Origin of the sequence: Salmonella sp. NW884, from assembly GCF_051700745.1 — a bacterium.
GTDB classification, from domain to species: domain Bacteria; phylum Pseudomonadota; class Gammaproteobacteria; order Enterobacterales; family Enterobacteriaceae; genus Salmonella; species Salmonella enterica.
Genome location: NZ_JAMMDE010000015.1, coordinates 38,328 through 64,345, shown reverse-complemented (window position 1 = coordinate 64,345; position 26,018 = coordinate 38,328). Strand labels below are relative to the sequence as shown.

The following is a 26,018-nucleotide window of genomic DNA, read 5'->3' as shown; positions in this document are numbered from 1 at the left end:
TTTTAATAACTGGCTTAAAGCTGAAAGCTTTCCGGAACCCCCAGCCTAGCTGGGGGTTTTCCATAGACAAAAAAGCCAGCAGATATTATCTGCTGGCGGGTGATTTTAGGCTATCGCCTACACCAATACTCAGTCACACATGATGTCTGCAATTGGCTTCAATCGGTCGCCTCCCACTGCATCAGTTCCGCGAGCATTTTTAAGCGCTGCGGCGCGCTCAGGCAAGCCAGCCAGGACGTTTTTTCCGTCGCGGCAAAATATCTCAACCAGAACTGGCGCATAGTGACCTCTTCCTCTTGCTTCATCGAAAGATATTATTGGCCTAATATAGGGATAATAAAATTGCTGAGTTTTTCATCGGAGTTCCCCTTTTATGCCCTCAGGTCGCCTGCAACAACAATTTATCCGTCTCTGGCAATGTTGTGACGGTAAAACGCAAGACACCACGCTTAATGAGCTGGCGGATCTGCTGAACTGTTCGCGTCGCCATATGCGTACGTTGCTAAATACGATGCAGGCGCGCGGTTGGCTAACATGGGAAGCTGAGGTTGGACGCGGAAAGCGTTCGCGTCTGACGTTCCTGTATACCGGACTGGCGCTGCAACAGCAGCGGGCGGAAGACCTGCTGGAACAAGATCGAATCGATCAACTGGTACAACTGGTCGGCGATAAAAGCGCTGTCAGGCAAATGCTGATTTCCCATCTGGGACGCAGCTTCCGCCAGGGGCGGCATATTCTGCGGGTTCTTTACTATCGTCCGATGCACAATCTCCTGCCGGGAACCGCATTACGTCGCTCGGAAACCCATATTGCCCGGCAAATTTTCAGTTCGCTCACGCGGGTAAATGAGGAAAACGGGGAACTGGAAGCGGACATTGCGCACCACTGGCAGCAAATTTCCCCTTTACTGTGGCGCTTCTACCTGCGCCCCGGCATTCATTTTCATCATGGCCGCGAGCTGGAGATGGAAGATGTCATCGCCTCGCTGACGCGTATCAATACGCTTCCACTTTACTCGCACATCACAAAGATAGACTCCCCTACCGCGTGGACGCTGGATATTCATCTTTCCCAGCCGGATCGCTGGTTGCCGTGGCTGCTGGGCCAGGTCCCGGCGATGATTTTGCCGCGGGAGTGGGAAACGCTGGCTAATTTCGCCAGCCACCCTATCGGCACCGGGCCTTATGCCGTGCGGCGTAATACGCCGAACCAACTCAAGATACTCGCCTTTGATGATTACTTCGGCTATCGGGCGTTGATAGACGAAGTGAACGTCTGGGTACTGCCGGATATCAGTGAAGAACCGGCCTGCGGCTTGATGCTGGAAGGGCCGATACAAGGCGGTGAAAAAGCGATAGAAAGCCGACTGGAAGAGGGGTGCTATTACCTGCTATTCGACGCCAGAACGCCGCGCGGCGCACATCCGCAGGTCAGAGAATGGGTAAGCCACGTCCTCTCCCCCACCAATTTACTCTATCATGCCGATGAACCGCTACAGCAGCTCTGGTTCCCGGCCTATGGGCTTTTACCGCGCTGGCATCACGCCCGTCCAGGCCCAGGCGAAAAACCCGCCGGGCTGGAAACCCTCACGCTGACCTTCTATCGCGAACACATTGAGCACCGGGTTATCGCCCGTATCATGAGCGCGCTTCTGGCTGAGCATCAGGTGCATCTGCATATTCAGGAGATCGACTACGATCAATGGCACGCCGGCGAGATCGAAAGCGATATCTGGCTCAATAGCGCTAACTTTACGCTGCCGCTGGATTTCTCGCTGTTCGCGCACCTGTGCGAAGTACCACTCTTGCAGAACTGCATTCCGCGCGACTGGCAGGGCGACGCCGCGCAGTGGCGCGCTGGCGAGATGAACCTGGCGAACTGGTGCCAGCAACTGCTGGCCAACAAAGCGATTGTGCCGTTGATCCACCACTGGCTGATTATCCAGGGACAACGCAGTATGCGCGGGCTGCGCATGAATACCCTCGGCTGGTTTGATTTTAAATCGGCGTGGTTTGCGCCGCCGGACCCTTAAAAACCAGCTCTTAATTGCTGCCCGGCAACAAAATCACTACACTAACGCCGAACTCAACGGGGTGCCGCGCTCATGCGCGCGCTGAGAAAATACCCGTCGAACCTGATCCGGATAATGCCGGCGAAGGGATTTGAGGCTACCTCTCAAGTCCTTTGCCACTCTTTAACTGAGGTGCAAAGTGTTAAAAAAATATCTTCCGCTTTTACTCCTGTGCGCGGCGCCTGCTTTCGCCAAACCCGTTCTCACCGTCTATACCTACGACTCGTTCGCCGCCGACTGGGGGCCAGGCCCGGCGGTGAAAAAAGCGTTTGAAGCCGATTGCAACTGCGAGCTGAAACTGGTGGCGCTGGAGGATGGCGTTTCGCTGCTCAACCGCCTGCGGATGGAGGGGAAGAACAGCAAAGCCGATGTGGTGTTGGGGCTGGACAACAATCTGCTGGAGGCGGCCACGCAAACTAAACTCTTTGCCAAAAGCGGCGTGGCGAATGAGGCGGTCAAGGTGCCCGGCGGCTGGAAAAACGACACATTTGTGCCGTTCGATTACGGCTATTTCGCCTTTGTCTACGATAAAAGCAAGCTGAAAAATCCGCCGAAAAGCCTGAAAGAACTGGTCGAGAGCGATCAAAAATGGCGGGTGATTTATCAGGACCCGCGTACCAGTACGCCAGGGCTGGGGCTGTTACTGTGGATGCGCAAAGTCTATGGCGATAACGCGCCGCAGGCCTGGCAAAAACTGGCGGCCAAAACGGTGACGGTGACGAAAGGCTGGAGCGAGGCCTACGGTTTATTTCTGAAAGGTGAAAGCGATTTGGTGCTCAGTTACACCACCTCTCCGGCGTATCACATTATTGAAGAGAAGAAGGACAATTACGCCGCCGCGAACTTCAGCGAAGGCCATTACTTACAGGTAGAAGTCGCGGCGCGTACCGTCGCCAGTAAGCAGCCGGAACTGGCGGAGAAATTCCTCAAATTTATGGTTTCTCCGGCGTTTCAGAACGCCATACCCACCGGCAACTGGATGTACCCGGTAGCGGACGTCTCCCTACCAGCAGGGTTTGAATCATTGGCCAAACCCGCCACAACGCTGGAATTCACGCCGCAACAGGTGGCAGCACAACGCCAGGCATGGATTAGCGAATGGCAACGCGCCGTCAGCCGTTAATTCCCGGCTGGCTGATTCCGGGGCTGTGCGCCGCCGCGCTGATGATAACCGTCTCGCTGGCGGCCTTTCTGGCGCTTTGGCTGAACGCGCCGTCGGGCGCGTGGTCGACAATCTGGCGGGATAGCTATCTGTGGCATGTGGTGCGCTTCTCATTCTGGCAGGCGTTTCTGTCCGCAGTGCTGTCTGTGGTCCCGGCGGTTTTTCTCGCCCGCGCGCTTTATCGACGCCGTTTTCCTGGACGTCTGGCGCTGCTGCGTCTGTGCGCCATGACGCTGATTCTGCCGGTACTGGTTGCCGTGTTCGGTATTCTTAGCGTGTATGGCCGTCAGGGCTGGCTGGCCTCGCTGTGGCAGATGCTGGGGCTTCAGTGGACATTCTCCCCCTACGGCTTGCAGGGCATTTTACTGGCGCACGTCTTTTTTAACCTGCCAATGGCGAGCCGTTTGTTGCTGCAATCTTTGGAAAGCATTCCCGGCGAGCAGCGCCAGCTCGCCGCCCAGCTCGGTATGCGCGGCTGGCATTTTTTTCGTTTTGTCGAATGGCCGTGGCTGCGCCGCCAAATTCCGCCCGTCGCGGCGCTGATTTTTATGCTCTGCTTCGCCAGTTTCGCAACGGTTCTGTCGCTCGGCGGCGGCCCGCAGGCCACCACTATCGAACTGGCTATCTTTCAGGCGCTCAGTTATGACTACGATCCCGCCCGCGCGGCGATGCTGGCATTAATCCAGATGGTCTGCTGCCTGGCGCTGGTACTGCTTAGCCAACGGTTGAGCAAAGCGATTGCGCCGGGGATGACGCTGACGCAGGGCTGGCGCGATCCTGACGATCGTCTCCACAGCCGTCTGACTGACGCCTTATTAATCGTGCTGGCGCTGCTGCTGCTGCTTCCGCCGCTGGTCGCCGTGGTGGTCGATGGCGTCAACCGCAGCCTGCCGGAGGTGCTGGCGCAACCCATTCTGTGGCAGGCTGTCTGGACATCGCTACGCATTGCGCTGGCGGCGGGCGTTCTGTGTGTGGTGCTGACCATGATGCTGCTGTGGAGTAGCCGCGAGCTACGCCAACGCCAGCAACTATTCGCCGGACAAACGCTGGAACTCAGCGGGATGTTGATCCTCGCGATGCCGGGGATCGTGCTGGCGACAGGCTTCTTTTTACTGCTCAATAACAGCGTTGGCTTACCGGAATCCGCCGACGGCATCGTGATTTTCACCAATGCGCTGATGGCAATCCCCTACGCGCTAAAAGTCCTGGAAAACCCAATGCGCGATATTACCGCCCGTTATGGAATGCTGTGCCAGTCATTAGGAATTGAAGGCTGGTCGCGGTTAAAGGTCGTGGAACTGCGGGCGCTGAAACGTCCGCTGGCGCAGGCGCTGGCGTTTGCCTGCGTACTTTCTATCGGTGATTTTGGCGTCGTCGCGCTTTTCGGCAATGACAATTTCCGCACGCTGCCGTTTTATCTGTATCAGCAGATCGGCTCCTACCGCAGCCAGGACGGCGCGGTGACCGCGCTGATACTATTGCTGCTCTGCTTTACGTTATTCACCCTCATAGAGAAACTACCGGGCCGACATGCTAAAACTGATTGATATCACCTGGCTTTACCATCATTTGCCGATGCGTTTTACGCTGGCGGTAGAACGCGGCGAGCAGGTGGCGATTCTTGGCCCCAGCGGCGCGGGGAAAAGCACGTTGTTGAATTTAATTGCCGGTTTTCTTGCGCCTGCCAGCGGTACGCTACTGATTGCCGGCGAAGATCATACGCTTACGCCGCCCTCACGCCGTCCGGTCTCAATGCTGTTTCAGGAGAATAATTTATTCAGCCACCTGAATGTGCAGCAAAATATCGGTCTGGGGCTAAACCCTGGGTTAACGCTCAACGCCAGCCAGCGGGAAAAACGGGACGCTATCGCACGTCAGATGGGCATTGAGAGTCTGATGGCGCGTTTGCCGGGCGAACTGTCCGGCGGGCAGCGTCAGAGGGTAGCGCTGGCGCGCTGCCTGGTACGTGCACAGCCGGTGCTGCTGCTGGATGAACCGTTCTCCGCGCTCGATCCCGCGCTGCGCCAGGAGATGCTGACGTTGGTCAGCGATATCTGCCGCGAGCGACAGCTCACGCTGTTGATGGTCTCGCACAGCGTGGAAGATGCGGCGCGAATTGCGCCCCGGTCAATCGTCGTCGCCGACGGGCGCATTGCGTGGCAAGGCAAAACAGACGAGCTACTAAGCGGTCAGGCCAGCGCCTCAGCGCTATTGGGCATCAAATCCCATATTTTGTAGGCCGGATAAGGCGAAGCTGCCATCCGGCAAAGGAATCGTTAGTAACCCACAACTTTGCGCAGAATATCGATATATACCGGCATCAGCGGGTGGCGAACCAGCACCACCAGCGCGACCACGCCGATCCCGAGCGTCAACGGCGCCAGATACAGCAAACGGCTGCGGGGGAAATACGCGGTTAAACGATCGACTGCCGCTTTGCCGCTGCGCCACAGCCGCCAGCATAGCCAGCCTCCGACCCACAGCAGCAACGCCGTCGCCAGCAGCAGCCATTTGAAATCTCCGCTCTGCATATCGGAAGGGATATCGATTGCCGCTCCCGCCAGAATGCCCGGCAGGAAATAAAACGGCGGCCACAGTAAACAGCCAATCAAGTTCGGCCCAATAAATTTCGCTACGGGAAGATCCAGCATCCCTGCCACCATCGGCACCAGCGGCCTCGTCGGACCGACAAAACGTCCGACCAGGATCGTGAACATACTGTGCTGATGCAGCGCGTGTTCGGTTTTATCCAGCAGCGACTTGTTCTTTTTCATAAAAGACCAGCGGTGTAGCGGCTTTTTAAAGCGCCACCCCAGCCAGAACGAAATCCAGTCTCCCATCAGACAGCCGATAATACCCACCAGCCAGGCATGCCAAAAATTGAGCTCGCCGCTGCCGATAAGCGCGCCCAGCCCCGCCATCAGTACCGTGCCGGGTAAAATCAACCCCACCAGCGCCAGCGATTCCAGGAAGGCGACCAGCAACACGGCGATAAGCGAATACAGAGTGGATTGGGTGATAAAGTGTTCCAGCAGTGCTTGCATAGTGTGTCCGTCAGCGTGATGAAGCAGGGATTCTGCTTACCCCGTCCCCCTTCGTCAAGCCGTCAATTATCCGAATAGTTACGGCTTATGACATCTTTGTGGACACATCATTCACTTTTTATTCACATCCGGCCCTGAACTCGCTAGGACTTGCCCCGGTGCATTTTTTAAATACCCGCGAAAAATAGAGCTGATCGTCAAATCCAACATTGCGCCCAACGGTCGCTATCGGCATTCGCGTGGTGCTAAGCAGGAGTTTCGCCTGGCTGATACGCTGATCTTCGCGCCAACTCAATACGCTAATGCCTAACTGCTGGCGGAACAGATGCGATAACCGGGAGGGCGACAGGCAGACATGCTGGGCGACGCTGGCGATATCAAAATGACTGTCCGCCAGATGGTCGCTGATATACTGGCAGGCATCGCGCACACGGCTATCCATCGGCGGATGCAACGACTCATTAATTACCGCCATACGTCTGAGCAACAACTGCTCCAGCAGATTGATCGCCAGTAGCTCAGAATAGCGACCTTCCCCTTGCCCGGCGCTGATGATCTGCCCGAACAGTTCGCTGAAATGCGGCTGGCGCGCCTCGTCCGGGCGGAAAAATCCTGTCTGGGCAAAGATTGTCGGCCAGGTCAGCCACTCCTGCCAGTAGGCGCGAGGCCGGAAATAAACCCACTGGTGATACCACTCGCTGGCGTCCGGATGCCGTCCATAGTGATGAATCTCGCCCGGCGGAAACAATAATATATCGCCAGGCCGACAGACAAACTGCTCGCCATTATTATTAATGACGCCCTCTCCGCGGATGGTCAGGTTAAGAATATATCCCTTCATGCCCAACGGACGATCGATAAAAAAATCCAGATATCCATTCGCTTCAATTGGCGTCAGCCCGGCGACCAGATGGGCATTAAATGAATATCCCGGCAATAGCGGATCATTTTGCGTTTCAGCCATGATTTCTCTACCCCCCGATGTTCAGAGAAGAAACAAATTGTCCATATTGACCAGGACGACAGTGCTTACGTCTCCGCAAGACCTTGCGCTTGATGAAAGCACGTATCAACCCCGCTTGTGAAAAGCGCTTTGTAACAAAAGCGTACAGTTCAGGCGATAAAATTAAGTAACAGAAGTGTCTATAACTATGGCTGGAATGTCCACATTGAATATTTGCACAGCGTCACACTTTGCAAAGCATTAGCATTTTTGTCCATAAGATTAGCGGATCCTGCCTGACGGTTTTTGCCGCGACTCTCTACTGTTTCTCCATACCTGTTTTTCTGGATGGAGTAAGACGATGGCAATTGCAATTGGCCTCGATTTTGGCAGTGATTCAGTGCGCGCTCTGGCAGTGGACTGCGCCACCGGCGACGAGATCGCCACCAGCGTAGAGTGGTATCCGCGCTGGCAAGAAGGCCGTTATTGCGACGGCCCGAACAACCAGTTCCGTCATCATCCGCGCGACTACATGGAGTCAATGGAGGCCGCGCTGAAAGCCGTTCTGGCACAATTAAGCGCCGCGCAACGCGCAAATGTCGTTGGCATTGGCGTTGACAGCACCGGCTCTACGCCAGCGCCGATTGACGCCGACGGTAACGTCCTGGCGCTGCGTCCAGAGTTCGCCGAGAACCCGAATGCGATGTTTGTGCTGTGGAAAGATCACACCGCCGTGGAAGAGGCCGACGAAATCACTCGTCTGTGCCATAAGCCAGGTAAGGTCGACTACTCCCGCTATATTGGCGGCATTTACTCCAGCGAATGGTTCTGGGCGAAGATTCTGCACGTCACCCGCCAGGATAGCGCCGTCGCGCAGGCCGCCGTCTCGTGGATTGAACTGTGTGACTGGGTGCCGGCGCTGCTTTCCGGTACCACTCGCCCGCAGGATATCCGCCGTGGCCGCTGCAGCGCCGGGCACAAAACACTGTGGCATGAAAGCTGGGGCGGTCTGCCGCCCGCGAGCTTCTTTGATGAACTCGATCCGTGCATTAACCGTCATCTGCGCTACCCGTTATTTAGCGAAACCTTCACCGCCGATCTGCCCGTGGGCACCCTGTGCGCCGAATGGGCGCAGCGCCTCGGCTTGCCGGAAAGCGTGGTGATTTCCGGCGGCGCGTTCGACTGCCACATGGGCGCGGTCGGCGCGGGCGCACAGCCCAATACGCTGGTAAAAGTCATCGGCACGTCTACCTGCGACATTCTGATTGCGGATAAACAGAGCGTCGGGGATCGCGCCGTGAAAGGCATTTGCGGTCAGGTTGACGGCAGCGTGGTGCCGAACTTTATCGGTCTGGAAGCGGGGCAATCTGCTTTCGGCGATATCTACGCCTGGTTTAGCCGCGTGTTGAGCTGGCCGCTGGAGCAACTTGCCGCGCAGCACCCGGAACTGAAACCCCAGATTAACGCCAGCCAGAAGCAGCTACTGCCAGCGCTCACCGACGCCTGGGCGAAAAATCCGTCCCTGGATCACCTGCCGGTGGTGCTCGACTGGTTTAACGGTCGCCGCACGCCAAACGCTAATCAGCGTCTGAAAGGCGTCATTACCGATCTCAATCTCGCCACCGACGCGCCAGCGCTGTTTGGCGGTCTGGTCGCTTCGACCGCCTTCGGCGCGCGCGCCATTCAGGAGTGTTTTACCGATCAGGGTATCGCGGTCAATAACGTGATGGCGCTTGGCGGCATCGCCCGTAAAAATCAGGTCATTATGCAGGTCTGCTGCGACGTACTGAATCGTCCGTTGCAGATCGTCGCTTCCGACCAGTGTTGCGCATTAGGCGCCGCTATCTTTGCCGCCGTCGCTGCGAAAGTCCATGCCGACATTCCAGCCGCCCAGCAAAGCATGGCGAGCGCGGTAGAACGCACTCTGCGCCCCCACCCTGAACAGGCGCAACGCTTCGAACAGCTTTACCGCCGCTACCAGCAGTGGGCGCTAAGCGCAGAACAACATTATCTTCCGACTGCCGCGCCGGCGCCAACGACCCCGGCCAATCAGGCAATCCTGACTCATTAAGGACACGACAATGACGATTTTTGATAATTATGAAGTATGGTTTGTGATTGGCAGCCAGCATTTGTATGGCGCAGAAACCCTGCGTCAGGTCACTCAACATGCCGAGCATGTGGTCAACGCGCTGAATACCGAAGCCAAACTGCCATGTAAACTGGTATTAAAACCGCTGGGCACCTCGCCGGATGAGATTACCGCCATTTGTCGTGACGCCAATTATGACGATCGCTGCGCGGGGCTGGTGGTCTGGCTGCACACCTTCTCCCCGGCCAAAATGTGGATCAACGGGCTGAGTATTCTTAACAAACCACTACTGCAATTCCATACCCAATTTAACGCCGCCCTGCCGTGGGACAGCATCGATATGGACTTTATGAACCTGAACCAGACTGCGCACGGCGGCCGCGAGTTCGGTTTTATCGGCGCGCGGATGCGCCAGCAGCACGCGGTCGTCACTGGCCACTGGCAGGATAAAGAGGCCCATACGCGTATCGGCGCCTGGATGCGCCAGGCGGTCTCTAAACAGGATACCCGCCAGCTAAAAGTCTGCCGCTTCGGCGACAATATGCGTGAAGTCGCAGTGACTGACGGTGATAAAGTGGCCGCGCAAATCAAATTTGGCTTTTCGGTCAATACCTGGGCGGTCGGCGATCTGGTGCAGGTGGTGAATTCTATCGGCGACGGCGATATCAACGCTCTGATTGACGAGTATGAAAGCAGCTATACCCTGACGCCCGCCACCCAGATCCACGGCGATAAACGCCAGAACGTGCGGGAAGCGGCGCGCATTGAACTGGGGATGAAGCGTTTCCTGGAACAGGGCGGCTTCCACGCATTCACTACTACTTTTGAAGATTTACACGGTCTGAAACAGCTTCCGGGTCTGGCCGTACAGCGTCTGATGCAGCAGGGCTACGGCTTTGCGGGCGAAGGCGACTGGAAAACCGCCGCTCTGCTTCGCATTATGAAAGTGATGTCAACCGGTCTGCAGGGCGGCACCTCATTTATGGAGGATTACACCTACCACTTCGAGAAAGGCAACGATCTGGTGCTCGGCTCGCACATGCTGGAAGTGTGTCCCTCCATCGCGGTGGAAGAGAAACCGATCCTCGACGTCCAGCACCTCGGCATTGGCGGCAAGGAAGATCCGGCGCGTTTGATTTTCAATACCCAAACCGGCCCGGCGATCGTCGCCAGCCTGATCGACCTCGGCGATCGTTACCGCCTGCTGGTCAACTGCATTGACACCGTAAAAACGCCGCACTCCCTGCCGAAACTGCCGGTGGCTAACGCGCTGTGGAAGGCGCAGCCGGATCTGCCGACCGCCTCCGAAGCGTGGATTCTGGCTGGCGGCGCGCACCATACCGTCTTCAGCCACGCGCTGGATCTAAACGATATGCGCCAGTTCGCAGAAATACACGATATCGAAATCGCGGTAATTGATAACGATACCCGTCTGCCGGCCTTTAAGGACGCGCTGCGCTGGAACGAGGTGTATTACGGTTTAAAACGCTAAAAGTGGAGTCTGAATGCCCGGTGGCACTGCGTTTACCGGGCCTACGGTCCTGTAGGCCGAATAAGGCATTTATGTCGCCATCCGGCACACCGTCGCTCGTAGGCCGGATAAGCGAAGCGCCATCCGGCAGGGAGAAAACAATGTTAGAAGATCTCAAACGCCAGGTACTGGAAGCCAATCTGGCGCTGCCAAAACACAACCTGGTCACCCTCACCTGGGGTAACGTTAGCGCCGTCGATCGCGAACGCGGCGTACTGGTGATTAAGCCGTCCGGCGTCGATTATAGCGCCATGACCGCTGACGATATGGTGGTGGTCAGTCTGGAGAGCGGTGAAGTCGTTGAAGGTCATAAGAAACCGTCGTCCGATACGCCAACCCACCGTTTGTTATATCAGGCATTTCCGGCTATCGGCGGCATCGTACACACCCATTCGCGCCACGCGACTATCTGGGCGCAGGCGGGTCAGCCGATTCCGGCGACGGGCACCACCCACGCCGACTATTTCTACGGTACGATTCCCTGCACTCGCAAAATGACCGAGGCGGAAATTAATGGCGAGTATGAATGGGAAACGGGCAATGTCATTGTTGAAACCTTTGAAAAACAAGGTATTGATGCCGCTCAAATGCCCGGCGTGCTTGTCCATTCGCACGGCCCGTTTGCCTGGGGTAAAAATGCCGAGGATGCCGTGCATAACGCCATCGTGCTGGAAGAAGTGGCCTATATGGGGATCTTCTGCCGCCAGCTTGCGCCGCAGTTGCCCGACATGCAGCAATCCCTGCTGGATAAACACTATTTACGCAAACACGGCGCAAAAGCCTATTACGGGCAGTAATGCCTCTAAAAACGCGTCCCATGGGGGGCGCGTTGATGAGTCTGGTCGGTGATATATTCAGCAAATGCGCTTTGATAGACGTAATGATCAGAACTCACATATTCAATAATATTATCATAATGTCCCTGCCACGCTTTTCCTTCCAGCGCATGGAAGAAAATATAATCTTCGATTGTTGACTGCCAGCGTTGCCCATTTAACAGATAGTTAATAATGGTATCCCGATGTCCGTTTTTTCTGTCGTGTCCTTGCCAGTGAAAAAAAGCATTGCCGTTTTCAATAATTTCTGTACGCCAAATCTGTTCTGTCCATGTTTTATACTCAAAAAATCGACTCACGGTTTTTATGGAAGGGTTAGCGCGTTGAGTATTGACGAAAAGATAACGGTCGTTCCCTACCAGGCACGCCTGCATATTCACATTCATAAAAGATCATTCCCGAATACCACAAATTTTGATAAAAACACCCGCACCTGAAAGTCAAAATAAAATTATATTCTGAAATAAAAATTAAATTATGCAGAGAGTTCCCGACGAATTCGCACTGTAATCCATTTTTATTTAACCATAGCGGCCAATTGGAATATTATATTTCTACCTGACGGTGCGGATGTTCCAAATGAAATTGTTACACTTTTCATTAAGTAAAACAAACAAAAAATATCGCTTTTTTGTTAATCCGAGAAATAAGTAACAGATTCGAACAAGCGCCTTTCTGAAAAATACTTAATGTATGAAAACAGACTTGACACAAAACGGCTAATACATGGGTAAAAACTGTAAATAAACATGATTCAAAATTAGCAGTTATAGGATAATTATATCTGCTGTATATACCGGCATCATTATATTGATAAATATACGTCAGCAAAAATATCTGACGCTAAAAGCCATTTTATCGTTAAAATATCCATTACACCCGTCACGGGGAACGAACTCATTCATGAAATATCGCTACATCCTCAGAATCGCGGCAGGCATCATTCTCATTATGGCCATGGTGTTTATCCATAACGCTATCGCTATTTATCAGTTCAGTCAGCAAAACCAGACGCGCGTAGCTGACTGCGCGATTGTCGCAGGAGCAGGCGTTAGCGGAAAAACGCCTTCTCCCGTTTTTCAGGCCAGACTGGATCATGCCATCTGGCTTTACCAACAACACATTGTCCGCGCGTTGGTATTAACCGGCGGCTACGGCGCTGGCGCAACGGTTTCCGATGCGGCGATAGCCCGTCAATACGTTCTGGAAAAAGGCATTCCGGCTAAGGCGATTTTTATTGAAGAGCGCTCTACCGTGACGCGCGAAAATATTCGTTACGCAAAACAGATACTGCGACAACAACAATGGCGCACAGCGTTACTGGTCAGCGATCCGCTGCATATGCTGCGTCTGAAAACTATCGCTCAGGATAATGGTATCGATAGCCGCTCATCACCCAAGCGATCCACCCGCTATAAATCCTGGTGGGCGCAAACCCGCTTCTTACTGCGAGAAACTTTTTATTACAGCGGATATCGGCTTTTACGTTATATGCCTGTACAAAATAACAGTATTACCCCCTAAAACAGGTTATAATTAGCGTGAATTTTTTAGACAGGTAATCATCGTGGCGCAGGCAGGTTTCATTTTAACCCGGCACTGGCGGGATACGCCGCAAGGGACGGAGGTCTCTTTCTGGCTGGCGACAGACAACGGCCCTGTGCAGGCGACGCTGGCGCCGCAAGAGTCCGTGGCGTTTATTCCGACCAGCCAGACCTCCCGCGCCGCCTCGCTGCTACAGGCGGAAAAAGACTATCGCCTGACGCCGCTCCAGCTGCGAGACTTTCACCGTCAGCCGGTATCCGGTCTGTATTGCCGCACTCACCGCCAGCTTATGCGAATGGAAAAACTGCTGCGCGAAAACGGCGTCACCGTTTATGAAGCGGATGTCCGCCCGCCGGAACGTTACCTGATGGAACGTTTTATTACGTCGCCCGTTTGGGTAGATGGCGAGATGCGTAACGGCGTTATCCGCAATGCGCGTCTTAAACCCCACCCCGACTATCGACCGCCGCTAAAATGGGTCTCGCTGGATATCGAAACCACGCGACACGGCGAGCTGTATTGCATTGGTCTGGAAGGCTGCGGCCAGCGTACCGTTTATATGCTGGGCCCGGCGAACGGCGATGACCGCCAACTGGACTTCGAGCTTGTGTATGTCGCCAGCCGCCCGCAGCTGCTGGAAAAACTCAACGCCTGGTTTGCCGAACATGATCCTGACGTCATCATCGGCTGGAACGTGGTGCAGTTCGACCTGCGTATGCTGCAAAAATATGCCGAACGCTACCGTATCCCTTTACGGCTGGGGCGAGACAATAGCGAACTGGAGTGGCGCGAACATGGCTTCAAAAACGGCGTTTTTTTCGCCCAGTCCAGAGGGCGAGTCATTATCGATGGTATCGACGCGCTTAAATCCGCGTTCTGGAATTTTTCGTCTTTTTCGCTGGAAGCCGTCTCGCAGGAACTGCTCGGCGAAGGAAAATCCATTGATAACCCCTGGGATCGTATGGATGAGATCGATCGCCGCTTTGCCCAGGATAAACCCGCCCTCGCCACCTACAACCTGAAAGACTGCGAGCTGGTCACGCGCATTTTCCATAAAACCGAGATCATGCCGTTTTTGCTGGAACGCGCGACGATCAACGGCCTGCCGGTCGATCGCCACGGCGGTTCGGTCGCCGCATTCGGGCATCTTTACTTTCCGCGAATGCACCGCGCCGGCTATGTCGCGCCCAATCTCGGCGAAGTGCCGCCGCTGGCAAGTCCCGGCGGCTACGTAATGGATTCACAACCCGGATTATACGATTCAGTACTGGTGCTGGATTATAAAAGCCTGTACCCGTCGATTATCCGCACGTTTTTGATTGATCCCGTCGGGCTGGTCGAAGGCATGGCGCAGCCGGACCCGGAACACAGTACCGAAGGTTTCCTTGACGCCTGGTTTTCACGAGAAAAGCACTGCCTGCCGGAAATTGTTAGCCAAATCTGGCACGGGCGCGATGAAGCCAAACGTCAGGGCAATAAACCGCTCTCGCAGGCGCTTAAAATCATTATGAACGCCTTTTATGGCGTACTCGGCACCACGGCCTGTCGCTTTTTCGATCCCCGTCTGGCGTCGTCAATCACCATGCGCGGTCATGCGATTATGCGCCAGACCAAAGCGCTGATTGAGGCGCAGGGTTATAACGTAATTTATGGCGATACCGATTCCACTTTCGTCTGGCTCCGGCGTGCGCATTCAGAAGCCGACGCGGCGGAAATCGGGCACAGGCTGGTGCGTCACGTGAACGAATGGTGGGCGCAAACGTTACAACAGCAAAAGTTGACCAGCGCGCTGGAGCTGGAGTTTGAAACCCACTTTTGCCGTTTTCTGATGCCGACCATCCGCGGCGCGGATACTGGCAGTAAAAAACGCTACGCGGGTCTGATTCAGGAAGGCGACAACCAGCGCATGGTATTTAAAGGTCTGGAAACGGTGCGGACCGACTGGACGCCGCTGGCGCAGCGCTTTCAACAGGAGCTGTATCTGCGCGTTTTTCGCAATGAACCTTATCAAGACTATGTGCGTGAGACTATCGATAAACTGATGGCGGGCGAACTGGACGCGCAGCTGGTTTATCGCAAGCGTCTGCGTCGCCCTTTACATGAGTACCAGCGTAACGTCCCGCCGCACGTTCGCGCCGCCCGGCTGGCGGATGAACAAAACCTGAAGCGGGGCCGTCCGGCGCAGTATCAGAATCGCGGCGCTATAAAATATGTCTGGACTGTTAACGGCCCCGAGCCCGTGGATTACCAGCAGTCGCCGCTGGATTACGAACACTATCTTACCCGCCAGCTACAACCCGTGGCGGAAGGAATTCTTCCCTTCGTTGAAGATAATTTTGCTACACTACTGACCGGGCAACTGGGGTTATTTTGACGCGTGACGAAAGCGCTGCCTTCCAGTACCATAGCGCCCTTTCCATTCCTGGACCTAATTAACGCCACTACCACATTAGCCTGGTAGCGGGGTCGTATACTCGCAATTATCCAGTGCTGTCGCCTGGGAATGGCGAGTAATGCCTGCAATTAAAGATATAGAGCCGAACACATATGCCTTTTACACTTGGTCAACGCTGGATCAGCGATACAGAAAGCGAGCTGGGACTTGGAACCGTTGTTGCGATGGATGCGCGAACCGTCACCTTACTTTTCCCGTCCACGGGGGAAAACCGCCTGTATGCGCGCAGTGATTCTCCCGTGACCCGCGTCATGTTCAACCCTGGCGATACGATTACAAGCCATGAAGGCTGGCAGCTACATATCGATGAAGTAAAAGAAGAAAATGGCCTGCTTGTTTATGTCGGCACCCGCCTGGATACCGAAGAGACCAATGTGACGTTGCGCGAGGTTCTGCTCGACAGCAAGTTGGTTTTCAGTAAGCCCCAGGATCGTCTGTTCGCCGGTCAAATCGATCGAATGGATCGGTTCGCGCTGCGCTATCGCGCCCGTAAATTTCAGAGCGAGCAGTACCGGATGCCATACAGCGGCCTGCGCGGTCAGCGGACCAACCTGATCCCGCATCAGCTTAATATCGCTCATGATGTGGGTCGTCGCCACGCGCCGCGCGTACTGCTGGCGGATGAAGTGGGCTTAGGTAAAACCATTGAAGCCGGGATGATTCTGCATCAACAGTTATTATCCGGCGCGGCGGAACGCGTATTGATCATCGTTCCGGAAACCCTGCAACACCAGTGGCTGGTAGAAATGCTGCGCCGTTTCAACCTGCGCTTCGCGCTGTTCGATGACGAACGCTATACCGAAGCGCAGCACGACGCGTATAACCCGTTTGAAACCGAACAACTGGTGATCTGTTCGCTGGATTTCGCCCGCCGTAATAAGCAGCGTCTGGAACATTTGTGCGACGCCGAGTGGGATTTGCTGGTGGTCGACGAAGCGCATCATCTGGTGTGGAGTACCGATGCGCCGAGCCGTGAATATATGGCCATCGAACAGTTAGCTGAACGCGTGCCGGGCGTGCTGCTGCTGACCGCCACGCCAGAACAGCTGGGGATGGAAAGCCATTTCGCCCGTCTGCGCCTGCTCGATCCGAACCGTTTCCACGATTTCGAACAGTTTGTCGAAGAACAGAAAAACTACCGTCCTGTCGCCGATGCGGTGGCCATGCTGCTGGCGGGCAATAAACTCAGCAACGACGAACTGAACAGGCTGGGCGATCTGATCGGCGAACAGGATATTGAACCGCTGTTGCAGGCCGCTAATAGCGATCGCGACGATGCGCAGGCCGCCCGTGATGAGCTGGTGTCGATGCTGATGGATCGCCACGGCACCAGCCGCGTTCTGTTCCGCAACACCCGTAACGGCGTCAAGGGGTTCCCGAAACGTGAACTGCATACGGTAAAACTGCCGCTGCCGACCCAGTATCAGACCGCCATTAAGGTCTCCGGCATTATGGGCGCGCGTAAAAGCGCGGAAGATCGCGCCCGCGATATGCTCTATCCGGAACAAATTTATCAGGAGTTCGAAGGCGATACCGGCACCTGGTGGAACTTCGACCCACGCGTTGAGTGGCTGATGGGCTATCTGACCAGCCATCGTTCGCAAAAAGTGCTGGTGATCTGCGCTAAGGCGACCACCGCGTTACAGCTGGAGCAGGTGCTGCGCGAACGCGAAGGCATCCGCGCCGCCGTGTTCCATGAGGGCATGTCGATTATCGAACGCGACCGCGCCGCCGCCTGGTTCGCCGAAGAAGATACCGGCGCGCAGGTGCTGTTATGTTCCGAAATCGGCTCCGAAGGACGTAACTTCCAGTTTGCCAGCAATCTGGTGATGTTCGACTTGCCGTTTAACCCGGATCTGCTGGAACAGCGTATTGGTCGTCTGGATCGTATCGGCCAGGCGCATGATATCCAGATCCACGTCCCGTACCTGGAAAAAACCGCCCAGTCGGTGCTGGTTCGCTGGTATCACGAAGGGCTGGACGCCTTTGAGCACACCTGCCCGACCGGTCGCGCGATTTATGATTCAGCCTACGCCAGTCTGATTAACTATCTGGCCGCGCCTGAAGAAACCGACGGGTTTGACGATCTGATCAAATCCTGCCGCGAGCAACATGAAGCGCTAAAAGCCCAGTTAGAACAGGGCCGCGACCGCCTGCTGGAGATCCACTCCAACGGTGGTGAAAAAGCCCAACAGCTTGCACAAAGCATTGAAGAACAGGACGACGACACCAACCTGATCGCGTTCGCCATGAACCTGTTCGATATCGTCGGCATTAACCAGGACGATCGCGGCGACAACCTGATCGTACTGACGCCGTCCGACCACATGTTGGTGCCGGATTTCCCCGGCCTGCCGGAAGACGGCTGTACTATCACGTTTGAACGTGACGTAGCCCTGTCTCGCGAAGATGCGCAGTTTATTACCTGGGAACATCCGCTCATCCGTAACGGACTGGATCTGATCCTCTCCGGCGACACCGGCAGCAGCACCATTTCGCTGTTGAAAAATAAAGCGCTGCCCGTCGGCACGCTGCTGGTCGAACTGGTTTACGTCGTGGAAGCGCAGGCGCCGAAACAGCTACAACTGAACCGCTTCCTGCCGCCGACGCCGGTACGTATGCTGTTAGATAAAAACGGCAACAATCTGGCCGCCCAGGTCGAGTTTGAAACCTTCAACCGTCAGCTCAGCGCCGTGAATCGCCACACCGGCAGCAAACTGGTTAACGCCGTGCAACAGGACGTCCACGCCATTTTGCAACTGGGCGAGACGCAGATTGAAAAGTCCGCCAGAGCGCTGATTGATAACGCGCGCCGCGAGGCGGATGAAAAACTGTCCGGGGAACTGTCGCGTCTGGAAGCGCTGCGCGCCGTCAACCCGAACATTCGCGACGACGAACTTGCCGCTATCGACAGCAACCGTCAGCAGGTGCTGGAAAGCCTGAATCAGGCAGGCTGGCGTCTGGACGCGCTGCGTCTTATCGTCGTCACGCACCAATAACGGAGCCGTACATGGGGATGGAAAACTACAATCCGCCGCAGGAACCCTGGCTGGTTATCCTGTATCAGGATGAGCACATTATGGTGGTCAATAAGCCCAGCGGCCTGTTGTCCGTGCCGGGGCGTCTGGAAGCGCACAAAGACAGCATTATGACGCGTATCCAGCGCGACTACCCGCAGGCAGAGTCGGTGCATCGTCTGGATATGGCCACCAGCGGCGTGATTGTAGTGGCGCTGACCAAAGCCGCGGAACGGGAGCTAAAACGCCAGTTCCGCGAACGTGAGCCGAAAAAGCAGTATGTGGCGCGCGTATGGGGGCATCCCTCCCCGGCGGAAGGACTGGTCGACTTACCGCTCATCTGCGACTGGCCGAACCGGCCAAAGCAGAAAGTGTGTTATGAAACCGGCAAACCGGCGCAAACGGAATATAACGTGGTGGAGTTTGCGGCGGATAATACCGCCCGCGTGGTGCTCAAACCGATCACCGGGCGTTCGCATCAGCTTCGTGTGCATATGCTGGCGTTAGGCCACCCGATTTTAGGCGATCGGTTTTACGCCTCGCCGGAAGCGTTGTCGCTAGCGCCGCGTTTGCAGTTACACGCCGAAATGCTGACCATTACCCATCCCGCTTACGGTAACAGCATGACGTTTAAAGTCCCGGCAGATTTTTAAATTCTGAGCCAATTTATGCCGGGGCGCTTCGCTTGCCCGGCCTACATTCATTAACGTAGGCCGGATAAGGCGCTAGCCGCATCCGGCAATTCAATCACTTGAAGCCTTTCTGTTCTTTGATTAGCTCATACGCTTTCTGAATTTCCTGCGCTTTTTGCTTCGCCATCTCCATCATTTCCGGCGGTAAACCTTTCGCGACCAGTTTGTCCGGATGATGCTCGCTCATCAGTTTGCGATAAGCGCGTTTAATGGTGGTTGCATCGTCGGTGGTTTTAACCCCCAGCACATTACAGGCATCTTCCAGCGTCGGGCCGCGCTGCGCCTGCTGCCAGCCGCCGCCGGACTGTTGATGATAACCGCCGCCAAACTGCGCGCCGCCCTGCATCATGCGCAGAAACTGATCGAACTGTACGCGGGAAATACCTAACTCTTCCGCAATCACATACAGCACTTCCCGCTCATTAGGGTGTAGCGAGCCATCGGCAAACGCCGCCTGGATCTGAATTTCCAGAAACATCCGGATCAGATCAAAACGCCCGAAGCAGATGCTACGAAACTGCCGCATCTTTTCACGTAATGGGTAATTATCCGCTTTTCCGACCCGAAAGGCGTTCTGCGCGGCTGTACGTGAATCGCCGTGTAAATTCATACGATCCATCAACTGACTGGCGATATGAATATCCGCTTCCGTCACCCGTCCTTTTGATTTGGTTAAGTGGCCCATCACCTCAAAGGTGGTGGCAAAAAACAGCGCCTGCCGTTCCCGCTGGTTGGCAAACCACGCCATTTTTCGGCTGCGGGCTTTGTCGAACATATGGCCCACCAGCAGACCCAGGACCACGCCCCAAAAGCCGCCGCCCATCATCAGGGCTACGGCGACGCCAATTATCTTTCCCCAGTACTGCATAGACTCCCCAAAACGTTACGCTATCGGTGAGGCTATCTCCCACAAAATAAGGTGCTTTTCTGCGAATGAAGGCTACGGTCAATTGTGGGACATCGCCTATAATTTGCATTATCATACCTGTCATTCAATGCCGTGCCTAACACCACAGACGCTAAACGGCAGGATTAACACTGGCGCAGCGAAGATGAGTAAGTTAGGCTGTGACCGTTTGTCACGCGCAACGCTACCGATGATGGAACAATAAATACAACGTATGAAAAAACGTATTCCCACTCTTCTGGCCACCATGATCGCCAGCGCCCTTTATAGTCATCAGGGGCTGGCAGCCGATCTCGCCTCACAGTGTATGTTGGGCGTGCCGAGCTACGATCGTCCTCTGGTAAAAGGCGATACCAACGATCTGCCGGTTACTATCAATGCCGATAACGCTAAAGGTAACTACCCGGACGATGCCGTTTTTACCGGCAACGTGGACATTATGCAGGGGAATAGCCGCCTGCAAGCGGATGAAGTGCAGCTTCATCAGAAGCAGGCGGAAGGTCAGCCGGAACCTGTACGCACCGTCGATGCGCTGGGTAATGTGCATTATGATGACAATCAGGTCATCCTTAAAGGGCCGAAGGGCTGGGCGAACCTGAACACCAAAGACACGAACGTCTGGGAAGGCGATTACCAGATGGTGGGCCGTCAGGGGCGCGGTAAAGCCGATCTCATGAAGCAGCGCGGCGAAAACCGCTATACCATTCTGGAAAACGGCAGCTTTACCTCCTGTCTGCCTGGCTCCGATACCTGGAGCGTGGTGGGGAGTGAAGTCATCCATGACCGTGAAGAACAGGTTGCGGAGATCTGGAACGCCCGGTTTAAAGTAGGTCCGGTTCCGATCTTTTATAGCCCCTATTTACAGCTACCCGTCGGTGACAAACGTCGCTCAGGTTTCCTGATCCCGAACGCGAAATACACGACCAAGAACTATTTCGAGTTCTACTTACCGTATTACTGGAACATCGCGCCCAATATGGACGCCACCATCACCCCGCACTATATGCACCGCCGCGGCAATATTATGTGGGAGAACGAATTCCGTTATCTCACGCAGGCCGGCGCCGGGTTGATGGAATTAGATTATCTGCCTTCTGATAAAGTCTACGAGGACGAACATCCCAAAGAGGGCGATAAGCACCGCTGGTTATTCTACTGGCAGCACTCAGGCGTGATGGATCAGGTGTGGCGTTTTAACGTCGATTACACCAAAGTCAGCGACTCCAGCTACTTTAATGATTTCGACAGTAAGTACGGTTCCAGTACCGACGGCTACGCAACGCAGAAATTCAGCGTCGGCTACGCCGTACAAAACTTTGACGCTACGGTGTCGACCAAGCAATTCCAGGTGTTTAACGATCAGAACACCAGCAGCTATTCAGCGGAGCCGCAGTTAGACGTTAACTACTACCATAACGATCTCGGCCCGTTTGATACCCGGATTTACGGCCAGGCGGTGCACTTTGTTAACACCAAAGACAATATGCCGGAAGCGACCCGCGTCCACCTGGAGCCGACCATTAGTCTGCCGCTCTCCAACCGCTGGGGCAGTCTGAACACCGAAGCGAAGCTGATGGCGACGCACTATCAGCAAACGAATCTGGACAGCTATAACAGCGATCCAAACAATAAAAATAAGCTGGAAGATTCGGTTAACCGCGTCATGCCGCAGTTTAAAGTCGACGGTAAGCTCATCTTCGAACGCGATATGGCGATGCTGGCGCCGGGGTATACTCAGACGCTGGAACCACGCGTGCAGTACCTGTATGTGCCGTACCGCGACCAGAGCGGCATCTATAACTACGATTCTTCTTTGCTGCAATCCGACTATAACGGCCTGTTCCGCGACCGCACTTATGGCGGTCTCGACCGTATTGCTTCCGCCAACCAGGTCACGACCGGCGTCACAACACGCATTTATGATGATGCCGCCGTTGAACGTTTTAACGTTTCTGTTGGTCAAATCTACTATTTCACGGAGTCTCGCACCGGCGATGACAACATTAAATGGGAGAATGACGACAAAACCGGTTCGCTGGTTTGGGCAGGCGACACTTACTGGCGTATTTCAGAACGCTGGGGGCTGCGTAGCGGAGTGCAGTACGATACCCGTCTGGATAGCGTCGCTACCAGCAGCAGCAGCCTCGAATACCGTCGGGATCAGGATCGTCTGGTACAGTTGAACTACCGCTATGCCAGCCCGGAATATATTCAGGCTACGTTGCCTTCGTATTATTCCACGGCAGAGCAGTATAAAAACGGCATCAACCAGGTGGGCGCGGTGGCAAGTTGGCCGATTGCCGATCGCTGGTCGATTGTCGGCGCGTACTACTTCGATACCAATTCGAGCAAACCTGCAGACCAGATGCTCGGCTTGCAGTACAACTCTTGCTGCTATGCGATCCGCGTCGGATACGAACGTAAGCTGAACGGTTGGGATAACGATAAACAACACGCGATTTATGATAACGCGATTGGCTTCAACATTGAGCTGCGCGGTTTGAGCTCTAACTACGGCCTCGGCACGCAAGAAATGTTGCGTTCGAACATTCTGCCGTACCAAAGCTCTATGTAATCTGATTGATTTACAACGTAATCCGCATTGCGGTTAATTGAAATGGAAAAAGTATGAAGAACTGGAAAACGCTGCTTCTCGGTATCGCCATGATCGCGAATACCAGTTTCGCTGCCCCCCAGGTAGTCGATAAAGTCGCAGCCGTCGTCAATAATGGCGTCGTGCTGGAAAGCGACGTTGATGGCTTAATGCAATCAGTCAAACTCAACGCGGGTCAGGCAGGTCAGCAGCTTCCGGACGACGCCACGCTGCGTCACCAGATCCTGGAACGTTTGATTATGGATCAAATTATCCTGCAGATGGGTCAGAAGATGGGGGTGAAGATCACGGATGAGCAGTTGGATCAGGCCATCGCCAACATCGCCAAACAAAACAATATGACGATGGATCAGATGCGCAGCCGTCTGGCTTACGATGGGCTGAACTATTCAACCTACCGTAACCAGATTCGTAAAGAGATGATTATCTCTGAAGTGCGCAACAACGAGGTTCGTCGCCGTATCACCGTTTTGCCGCAAGAAGTTGACGCGCTGGCAAAACAGATTGGCACCCAAAACGACGCCAGCACCGAGCTGAACCTGAGCCATATCCTGATTGCTCTGCCGGAAAACCCAACCTCCGAGCAGGTTAACGACGCGCAGCGCCAGGCGGAAAGCATTGTTGAAGAAGCGCGTAACGGCGCAGATTTCGGCAAACTGGCGATTACCTACTCTGCCGACCAGCAGGCGCTAAAAGGCGGTCAGATGGGCTGGGGCCGTATCCAGGAGCTGCCGGGGATTTTCGCCCAGGCGCTGAGCACCGCGAAGAAAGGCGACATTGTCGGCCCGATTCGCTCCGGCGTCGGCTTCCACATTCTGAAAGTAAACGACCTGCGCGGTCAGAGCCAGAGTATCTCCGTGACCGAAGTTCACGCTCGTCATATTCTGCTTAAGCCGTCGCCGATCATGAACGATCAGCAGGCGCGCCTGAAGCTGGAAGAAATCGCGGCTGACATTAAGAGTGGTAAAACCACATTTGCCGCTGCGGCGAAAGAGTACTCTCAGGACCCGGGCTCCGCTAACCAGGGCGGTGATTTGGGTTGGGCTACGCCAGATATTTTCGATCCGGCGTTCCGCGACGCGCTAACGAAGCTGCATAAAGGCCAAATAAGCGCGCCGGTACACTCCTCTTTCGGCTGGCATCTGATCGAATTGCTGGATACGCGTAAGGTAGACAAAACCGATGCGGCGCAGAAAGATCGCGCTTATCGTATGCTGATGAACCGTAAATTCTCAGAAGAAGCGGCGACCTGGATGCAAGAACAGCGCGCCAGCGCTTACGTTAAGATTTTGAGTAACTAATGAGCAGTGCGCAACGCGTTGTTATCACTCCCGGCGAACCCGCCGGGATTGGCCCCGATCTTGTTGTCCAACTGGCGCAACGCGCGTGGCCGATTGAACTGGTCGTCTGTGCGGACGGCGCGCTCCTGACGGAGCGCGCCGCCATGCTCGGCCTGCCCCTCTCGCTTCTCCCTTACTCGCCTGATGTCCCCGCTGCGCCGCAGCCCGCGGGAACGCTGACCCTATTGCCGGTCTCGCTGCGCGCGCCTGCCATCCCCGGTCAGTTGACGGTAGAAAATGGCCCCTATGTGGTAGAGACGCTGGCGCGAGCGTGTGATGGCTGTCTGAACGGTGAATTTGCCGCGCTGATCACAGGCCCCGTGCACAAAGGCGTTATTAACGACGCAGGCATTCCGTTTACCGGTCATACCGAGTTTTTCGAAGAGCGTTCGCAGGCGAAAAAAGTCGTGATGATGCTGGCAACCGAAGAACTTCGCGTGGCGCTGGCGACCACGCATCTGCCGCTACGGGCGATTGCAGACGCCATCACCCCTGCGCTTTTGCACGAAGTGATTGCTATTTTGCATCACGATTTGCGGACCAAATTTGGTATTGCCGAACCGCGCATTCTTGTCTGTGGCCTGAATCCGCACGCGGGCGAAGGCGGTCATATGGGCACGGAAGAGATAGACACCATCATTCCGGTGCTCGACGAGCTGCGGGCGCAGGGGATGAAACTCAACGGGCCGCTACCTGCTGATACGCTGTTTCAGCCCAAATATCTCGATAATGCCGACGCGGTGCTGGCAATGTACCACGATCAGGGCCTGCCCGTGCTAAAATACCAGGGATTCGGTCGGGGAGTGAATATTACGCTCGGCCTACCTTTTATTCGAACCTCCGTTGACCACGGCACCGCGCTTGAACTGGCGGGCCGAGGAAAAGCGGATGTCGGCAGTTTTATTACGGCGCTTAATCTCGCCATCAAAATGATTGTTAATACCCAATGAATAATCGAGTCCATCAGGGCCATTTAGCCCGTAAACGCTTCGGGCAAAACTTTCTCAACGATCGGTTTGTGATCGACAGTATTGTTTCTGCTATTAATCCGCAAAAAGGCCAGGCGATGGTTGAAATCGGCCCCGGTCTGGCGGCGCTGACGGAGCCGGTCGGCGAACGACTGGATAAGCTCACGGTCATTGAACTTGACCGCGATCTGGCGGCGCGTTTGCAAACCCATCCGTTCTTAGGGCCGAAGCTGACTATTTATCAGCAGGACGCCATGACCATGAACTTTGGCGAACTGTCTGCGCAGTTGGGCCAACCGCTGCGTGTGTTCGGCAATCTGCCCTATAATATCTCCACCCCGCTGATGTTCCATCTCTTTAGCTATACTGATGCCATTGCCGACATGCACTTTATGTTGCAAAAAGAAGTGGTAAATCGTCTGGTTGCAGGGCCGAACAGCAAAGCGTATGGTCGTTTAAGCGTGATGGCGCAATATTACTGTCAGGTGATCCCGGTGCTTGAAGTGCCGCCATCCGCCTTCACGCCGCCGCCCAAAGTGGACTCCGCCGTGGTGCGTCTGGTTCCACACGCAACAATGCCTTACCCGGTTAAAGATATTCGCGTGTTGAGCCGTATTACCACCGAGGCCTTTAACCAGCGCCGTAAAACGATCCGTAACAGTCTCGGCAATCTTTTTAGCGTTGAGACGTTGACGGAAATGGGTATTGACCCGGCAATGCGCGCGGAAAATATCTCTGTCGCGCAGTACTGCCAGATGGCCAATTATCTGTCGGAAAACGCGCCTTTGAAGGAGAGTTAAA

The 26,018-nt window shown here is 55.0% G+C and carries 20 protein-coding genes and 1 riboswitch; of the genes, 15 read left to right on the top strand and 5 right to left on the bottom strand.

What is annotated here, in order from left to right:
* Positions 1-158: 158 nt before the first annotated feature.
* The gene (gene sgrT, locus NA197_RS21810) at positions 159-281 is read right to left on the bottom strand and encodes a glucose uptake inhibitor SgrT (protein ID WP_001248755.1); all 123 of its coding nucleotides are present in this window, start codon (positions 279-281) and stop codon (positions 159-161) included.
* A gap of 92 nt (positions 282-373) precedes the next feature.
* Between sgrT and sgrR the strand changes: the two genes are divergently transcribed.
* The 4 genes from sgrR (at position 374) to thiQ (ending at position 5,471) form a co-directional block, all read left to right on the top strand.
* Positions 374-2,032 (top strand): HTH-type transcriptional regulator SgrR, encoded by a 1,659-nt coding sequence (gene sgrR, locus NA197_RS21805; RefSeq protein ID WP_064043304.1) that lies wholly within the window; start codon positions 374-376, stop codon positions 2,030-2,032.
* Positions 2,033-2,079: 47 nt separating this feature from the next.
* Positions 2,080-2,179: riboswitch (TPP riboswitch) on the top strand.
* A gap of 31 nt (positions 2,180-2,210) precedes the next feature.
* Positions 2,211-3,194: a thiamine ABC transporter substrate binding subunit gene (gene thiB, locus NA197_RS21800; RefSeq protein ID WP_000915328.1), complete on the top strand. Its 984-nt coding sequence runs from the start codon at positions 2,211-2,213 to the stop codon at positions 3,192-3,194.
* Positions 3,170-4,780 carry a thiamine/thiamine pyrophosphate ABC transporter permease ThiP gene (gene thiP, locus NA197_RS21795; protein ID WP_000235635.1) on the top strand — a complete coding sequence of 537 codons (1,611 nt, stop codon included), beginning with the start codon at positions 3,170-3,172 and terminating at the stop codon, positions 4,778-4,780. The genes thiB and thiP overlap by 25 nt, the downstream gene beginning before the upstream one ends.
* On the top strand, positions 4,764-5,471 hold the full coding sequence (thiQ, locus tag NA197_RS21790; protein ID WP_438796702.1) for a thiamine ABC transporter ATP-binding protein ThiQ: 708 nt from the start codon (positions 4,764-4,766) through the stop codon (positions 5,469-5,471). Before thiP ends, thiQ begins: the two co-directional genes overlap by 17 nt.
* Before the next feature lie 38 nt (positions 5,472-5,509).
* Here thiQ and NA197_RS21785 read toward each other — a convergent pair whose 3' ends face one another.
* Together NA197_RS21785 and araC are read right to left on the bottom strand one after the other, a co-directional pair.
* Positions 5,510-6,277, bottom strand: a complete 768-nt coding sequence (locus NA197_RS21785) for a DedA family protein (protein ID WP_001148369.1) — start codon at positions 6,275-6,277, stop codon at positions 5,510-5,512.
* A gap of 118 nt (positions 6,278-6,395) precedes the next feature.
* On the bottom strand, positions 6,396-7,241 hold the full coding sequence (gene araC, locus NA197_RS21780) for an arabinose operon transcriptional regulator AraC (RefSeq protein ID WP_000852387.1): 846 nt from the start codon (positions 7,239-7,241) through the stop codon (positions 6,396-6,398).
* Positions 7,242-7,581: 340 nt separating this feature from the next.
* Between araC and araB the strand changes: the two genes are divergently transcribed.
* From araB to araD, 3 genes are all read left to right on the top strand, one after another.
* Positions 7,582-9,291, top strand: coding sequence for a ribulokinase (gene araB, locus NA197_RS21775; RefSeq protein WP_064043303.1), 1,710 nt, complete (start codon positions 7,582-7,584; stop codon positions 9,289-9,291).
* Between the two features lie 10 nt (positions 9,292-9,301).
* Positions 9,302-10,804 (top strand): L-arabinose isomerase, encoded by a 1,503-nt coding sequence (gene araA, locus NA197_RS21770; protein WP_000151693.1) that lies wholly within the window; start codon positions 9,302-9,304, stop codon positions 10,802-10,804.
* Between the two features lie 140 nt (positions 10,805-10,944).
* A complete protein-coding gene (gene araD / locus NA197_RS21765; RefSeq protein WP_064043302.1) occupies positions 10,945-11,640 on the top strand; it encodes an L-ribulose-5-phosphate 4-epimerase in 696 nt (231 codons plus the stop codon).
* Positions 11,641-11,645: 5 nt separating this feature from the next.
* Here the strand turns inward: araD and NA197_RS21760 are convergent, their stop codons facing one another.
* Complete coding sequence (locus NA197_RS21760) at positions 11,646-12,065, bottom strand: DUF4751 family protein (RefSeq protein ID WP_064000956.1); 420 nt, start codon at positions 12,063-12,065, stop codon at positions 11,646-11,648.
* Between the two features lie 517 nt (positions 12,066-12,582).
* Between NA197_RS21760 and NA197_RS21755 the strand changes: the two genes are divergently transcribed.
* From NA197_RS21755 to rluA, 4 genes are all read left to right on the top strand, one after another.
* Entirely contained in the window at positions 12,583-13,203 is a 621-nt protein-coding gene (locus NA197_RS21755; RefSeq protein WP_064043301.1) for a YdcF family protein, read from the top strand.
* Positions 13,204-13,246: 43 nt separating this feature from the next.
* A complete protein-coding gene (polB, locus tag NA197_RS21750; protein WP_064043300.1) occupies positions 13,247-15,598 on the top strand; it encodes a DNA polymerase II in 2,352 nt (783 codons plus the stop codon).
* A gap of 173 nt (positions 15,599-15,771) precedes the next feature.
* Entirely contained in the window at positions 15,772-18,678 is a 2,907-nt protein-coding gene (rapA, locus tag NA197_RS21745) for an RNA polymerase-associated protein RapA (RefSeq protein WP_001116966.1), read from the top strand.
* 11 nt (positions 18,679-18,689) lie between these two features.
* A complete protein-coding gene (gene rluA, locus NA197_RS21740) occupies positions 18,690-19,349 on the top strand; it encodes a bifunctional tRNA pseudouridine(32) synthase/23S rRNA pseudouridine(746) synthase RluA (RefSeq protein ID WP_000525196.1) in 660 nt (219 codons plus the stop codon).
* Between the two features lie 94 nt (positions 19,350-19,443).
* On the opposite strand, the gene djlA is transcribed toward rluA, so the two are convergent.
* The gene (gene djlA, locus NA197_RS21735; RefSeq protein WP_438796701.1) at positions 19,444-20,256 is read right to left on the bottom strand and encodes a co-chaperone DjlA; all 813 of its coding nucleotides are present in this window, start codon (positions 20,254-20,256) and stop codon (positions 19,444-19,446) included.
* 253 nt (positions 20,257-20,509) lie between these two features.
* On the opposite strand from djlA, the gene lptD reads away from it, so the two are divergent.
* From lptD to rsmA, 4 genes are read left to right on the top strand one after another with little or no spacing between them, the layout of a single operon-like run.
* Complete coding sequence (lptD, locus tag NA197_RS21730; RefSeq protein WP_064043299.1) at positions 20,510-22,870, top strand: LPS assembly protein LptD; 2,361 nt, start codon at positions 20,510-20,512, stop codon at positions 22,868-22,870.
* A gap of 53 nt (positions 22,871-22,923) precedes the next feature.
* Complete coding sequence (gene surA, locus NA197_RS21725) at positions 22,924-24,210, top strand: peptidylprolyl isomerase SurA (protein ID WP_000800482.1); 1,287 nt, start codon at positions 22,924-22,926, stop codon at positions 24,208-24,210.
* The gene (gene pdxA, locus NA197_RS21720) at positions 24,210-25,199 is read left to right on the top strand and encodes a 4-hydroxythreonine-4-phosphate dehydrogenase PdxA (RefSeq protein ID WP_000093001.1); all 990 of its coding nucleotides are present in this window, start codon (positions 24,210-24,212) and stop codon (positions 25,197-25,199) included. Before surA ends, pdxA begins: the two co-directional genes overlap by 1 nt.
* The gene (gene rsmA, locus NA197_RS21715) at positions 25,196-26,017 is read left to right on the top strand and encodes a 16S rRNA (adenine(1518)-N(6)/adenine(1519)-N(6))-dimethyltransferase RsmA (protein ID WP_001065397.1); all 822 of its coding nucleotides are present in this window, start codon (positions 25,196-25,198) and stop codon (positions 26,015-26,017) included. The genes pdxA and rsmA overlap by 4 nt, the downstream gene beginning before the upstream one ends.
* Position 26,018 lies beyond the last annotated feature (1 nt).

Coding starts and splice junctions, on each gene's coding strand:
- rapA (WP_001116966.1), top strand. CDS start 15,772: ATGCCTTTTACACTTGGTCAACGCTGGATCAGCGATACAGAAAGCGAG.
- thiP (WP_000235635.1), top strand. CDS start 3,170: ATGGCAACGCGCCGTCAGCCGTTAATTCCCGGCTGGCTGATTCCGGGG.
- NA197_RS21785 (WP_001148369.1), bottom strand. CDS start 6,277: ATGCAAGCACTGCTGGAACACTTTATCACCCAATCCACTCTGTATTCG.
- lptD (WP_064043299.1), top strand. CDS start 20,510: ATGAAAAAACGTATTCCCACTCTTCTGGCCACCATGATCGCCAGCGCC.
- araD (WP_064043302.1), top strand. CDS start 10,945: ATGTTAGAAGATCTCAAACGCCAGGTACTGGAAGCCAATCTGGCGCTG.
- sgrR (WP_064043304.1), top strand. CDS start 374: ATGCCCTCAGGTCGCCTGCAACAACAATTTATCCGTCTCTGGCAATGT.
- NA197_RS21760 (WP_064000956.1), bottom strand. CDS start 12,065: ATGAATGTGAATATGCAGGCGTGCCTGGTAGGGAACGACCGTTATCTT.
- NA197_RS21755 (WP_064043301.1), top strand. CDS start 12,583: ATGAAATATCGCTACATCCTCAGAATCGCGGCAGGCATCATTCTCATT.
- djlA (WP_438796701.1), bottom strand. CDS start 20,256: ATGCAGTACTGGGGAAAGATAATTGGCGTCGCCGTAGCCCTGATGATG.
- rsmA (WP_001065397.1), top strand. CDS start 25,196: ATGAATAATCGAGTCCATCAGGGCCATTTAGCCCGTAAACGCTTCGGG.
- thiQ (WP_438796702.1), top strand. CDS start 4,764: ATGCTAAAACTGATTGATATCACCTGGCTTTACCATCATTTGCCGATG.
- araB (WP_064043303.1), top strand. CDS start 7,582: ATGGCAATTGCAATTGGCCTCGATTTTGGCAGTGATTCAGTGCGCGCT.
- sgrT (WP_001248755.1), bottom strand. CDS start 281: ATGCGCCAGTTCTGGTTGAGATATTTTGCCGCGACGGAAAAAACGTCC.
- rluA (WP_000525196.1), top strand. CDS start 18,690: ATGGGGATGGAAAACTACAATCCGCCGCAGGAACCCTGGCTGGTTATC.
- pdxA (WP_000093001.1), top strand. CDS start 24,210: ATGAGCAGTGCGCAACGCGTTGTTATCACTCCCGGCGAACCCGCCGGG.
- araA (WP_000151693.1), top strand. CDS start 9,302: ATGACGATTTTTGATAATTATGAAGTATGGTTTGTGATTGGCAGCCAG.
- araC (WP_000852387.1), bottom strand. CDS start 7,241: ATGGCTGAAACGCAAAATGATCCGCTATTGCCGGGATATTCATTTAAT.
- surA (WP_000800482.1), top strand. CDS start 22,924: ATGAAGAACTGGAAAACGCTGCTTCTCGGTATCGCCATGATCGCGAAT.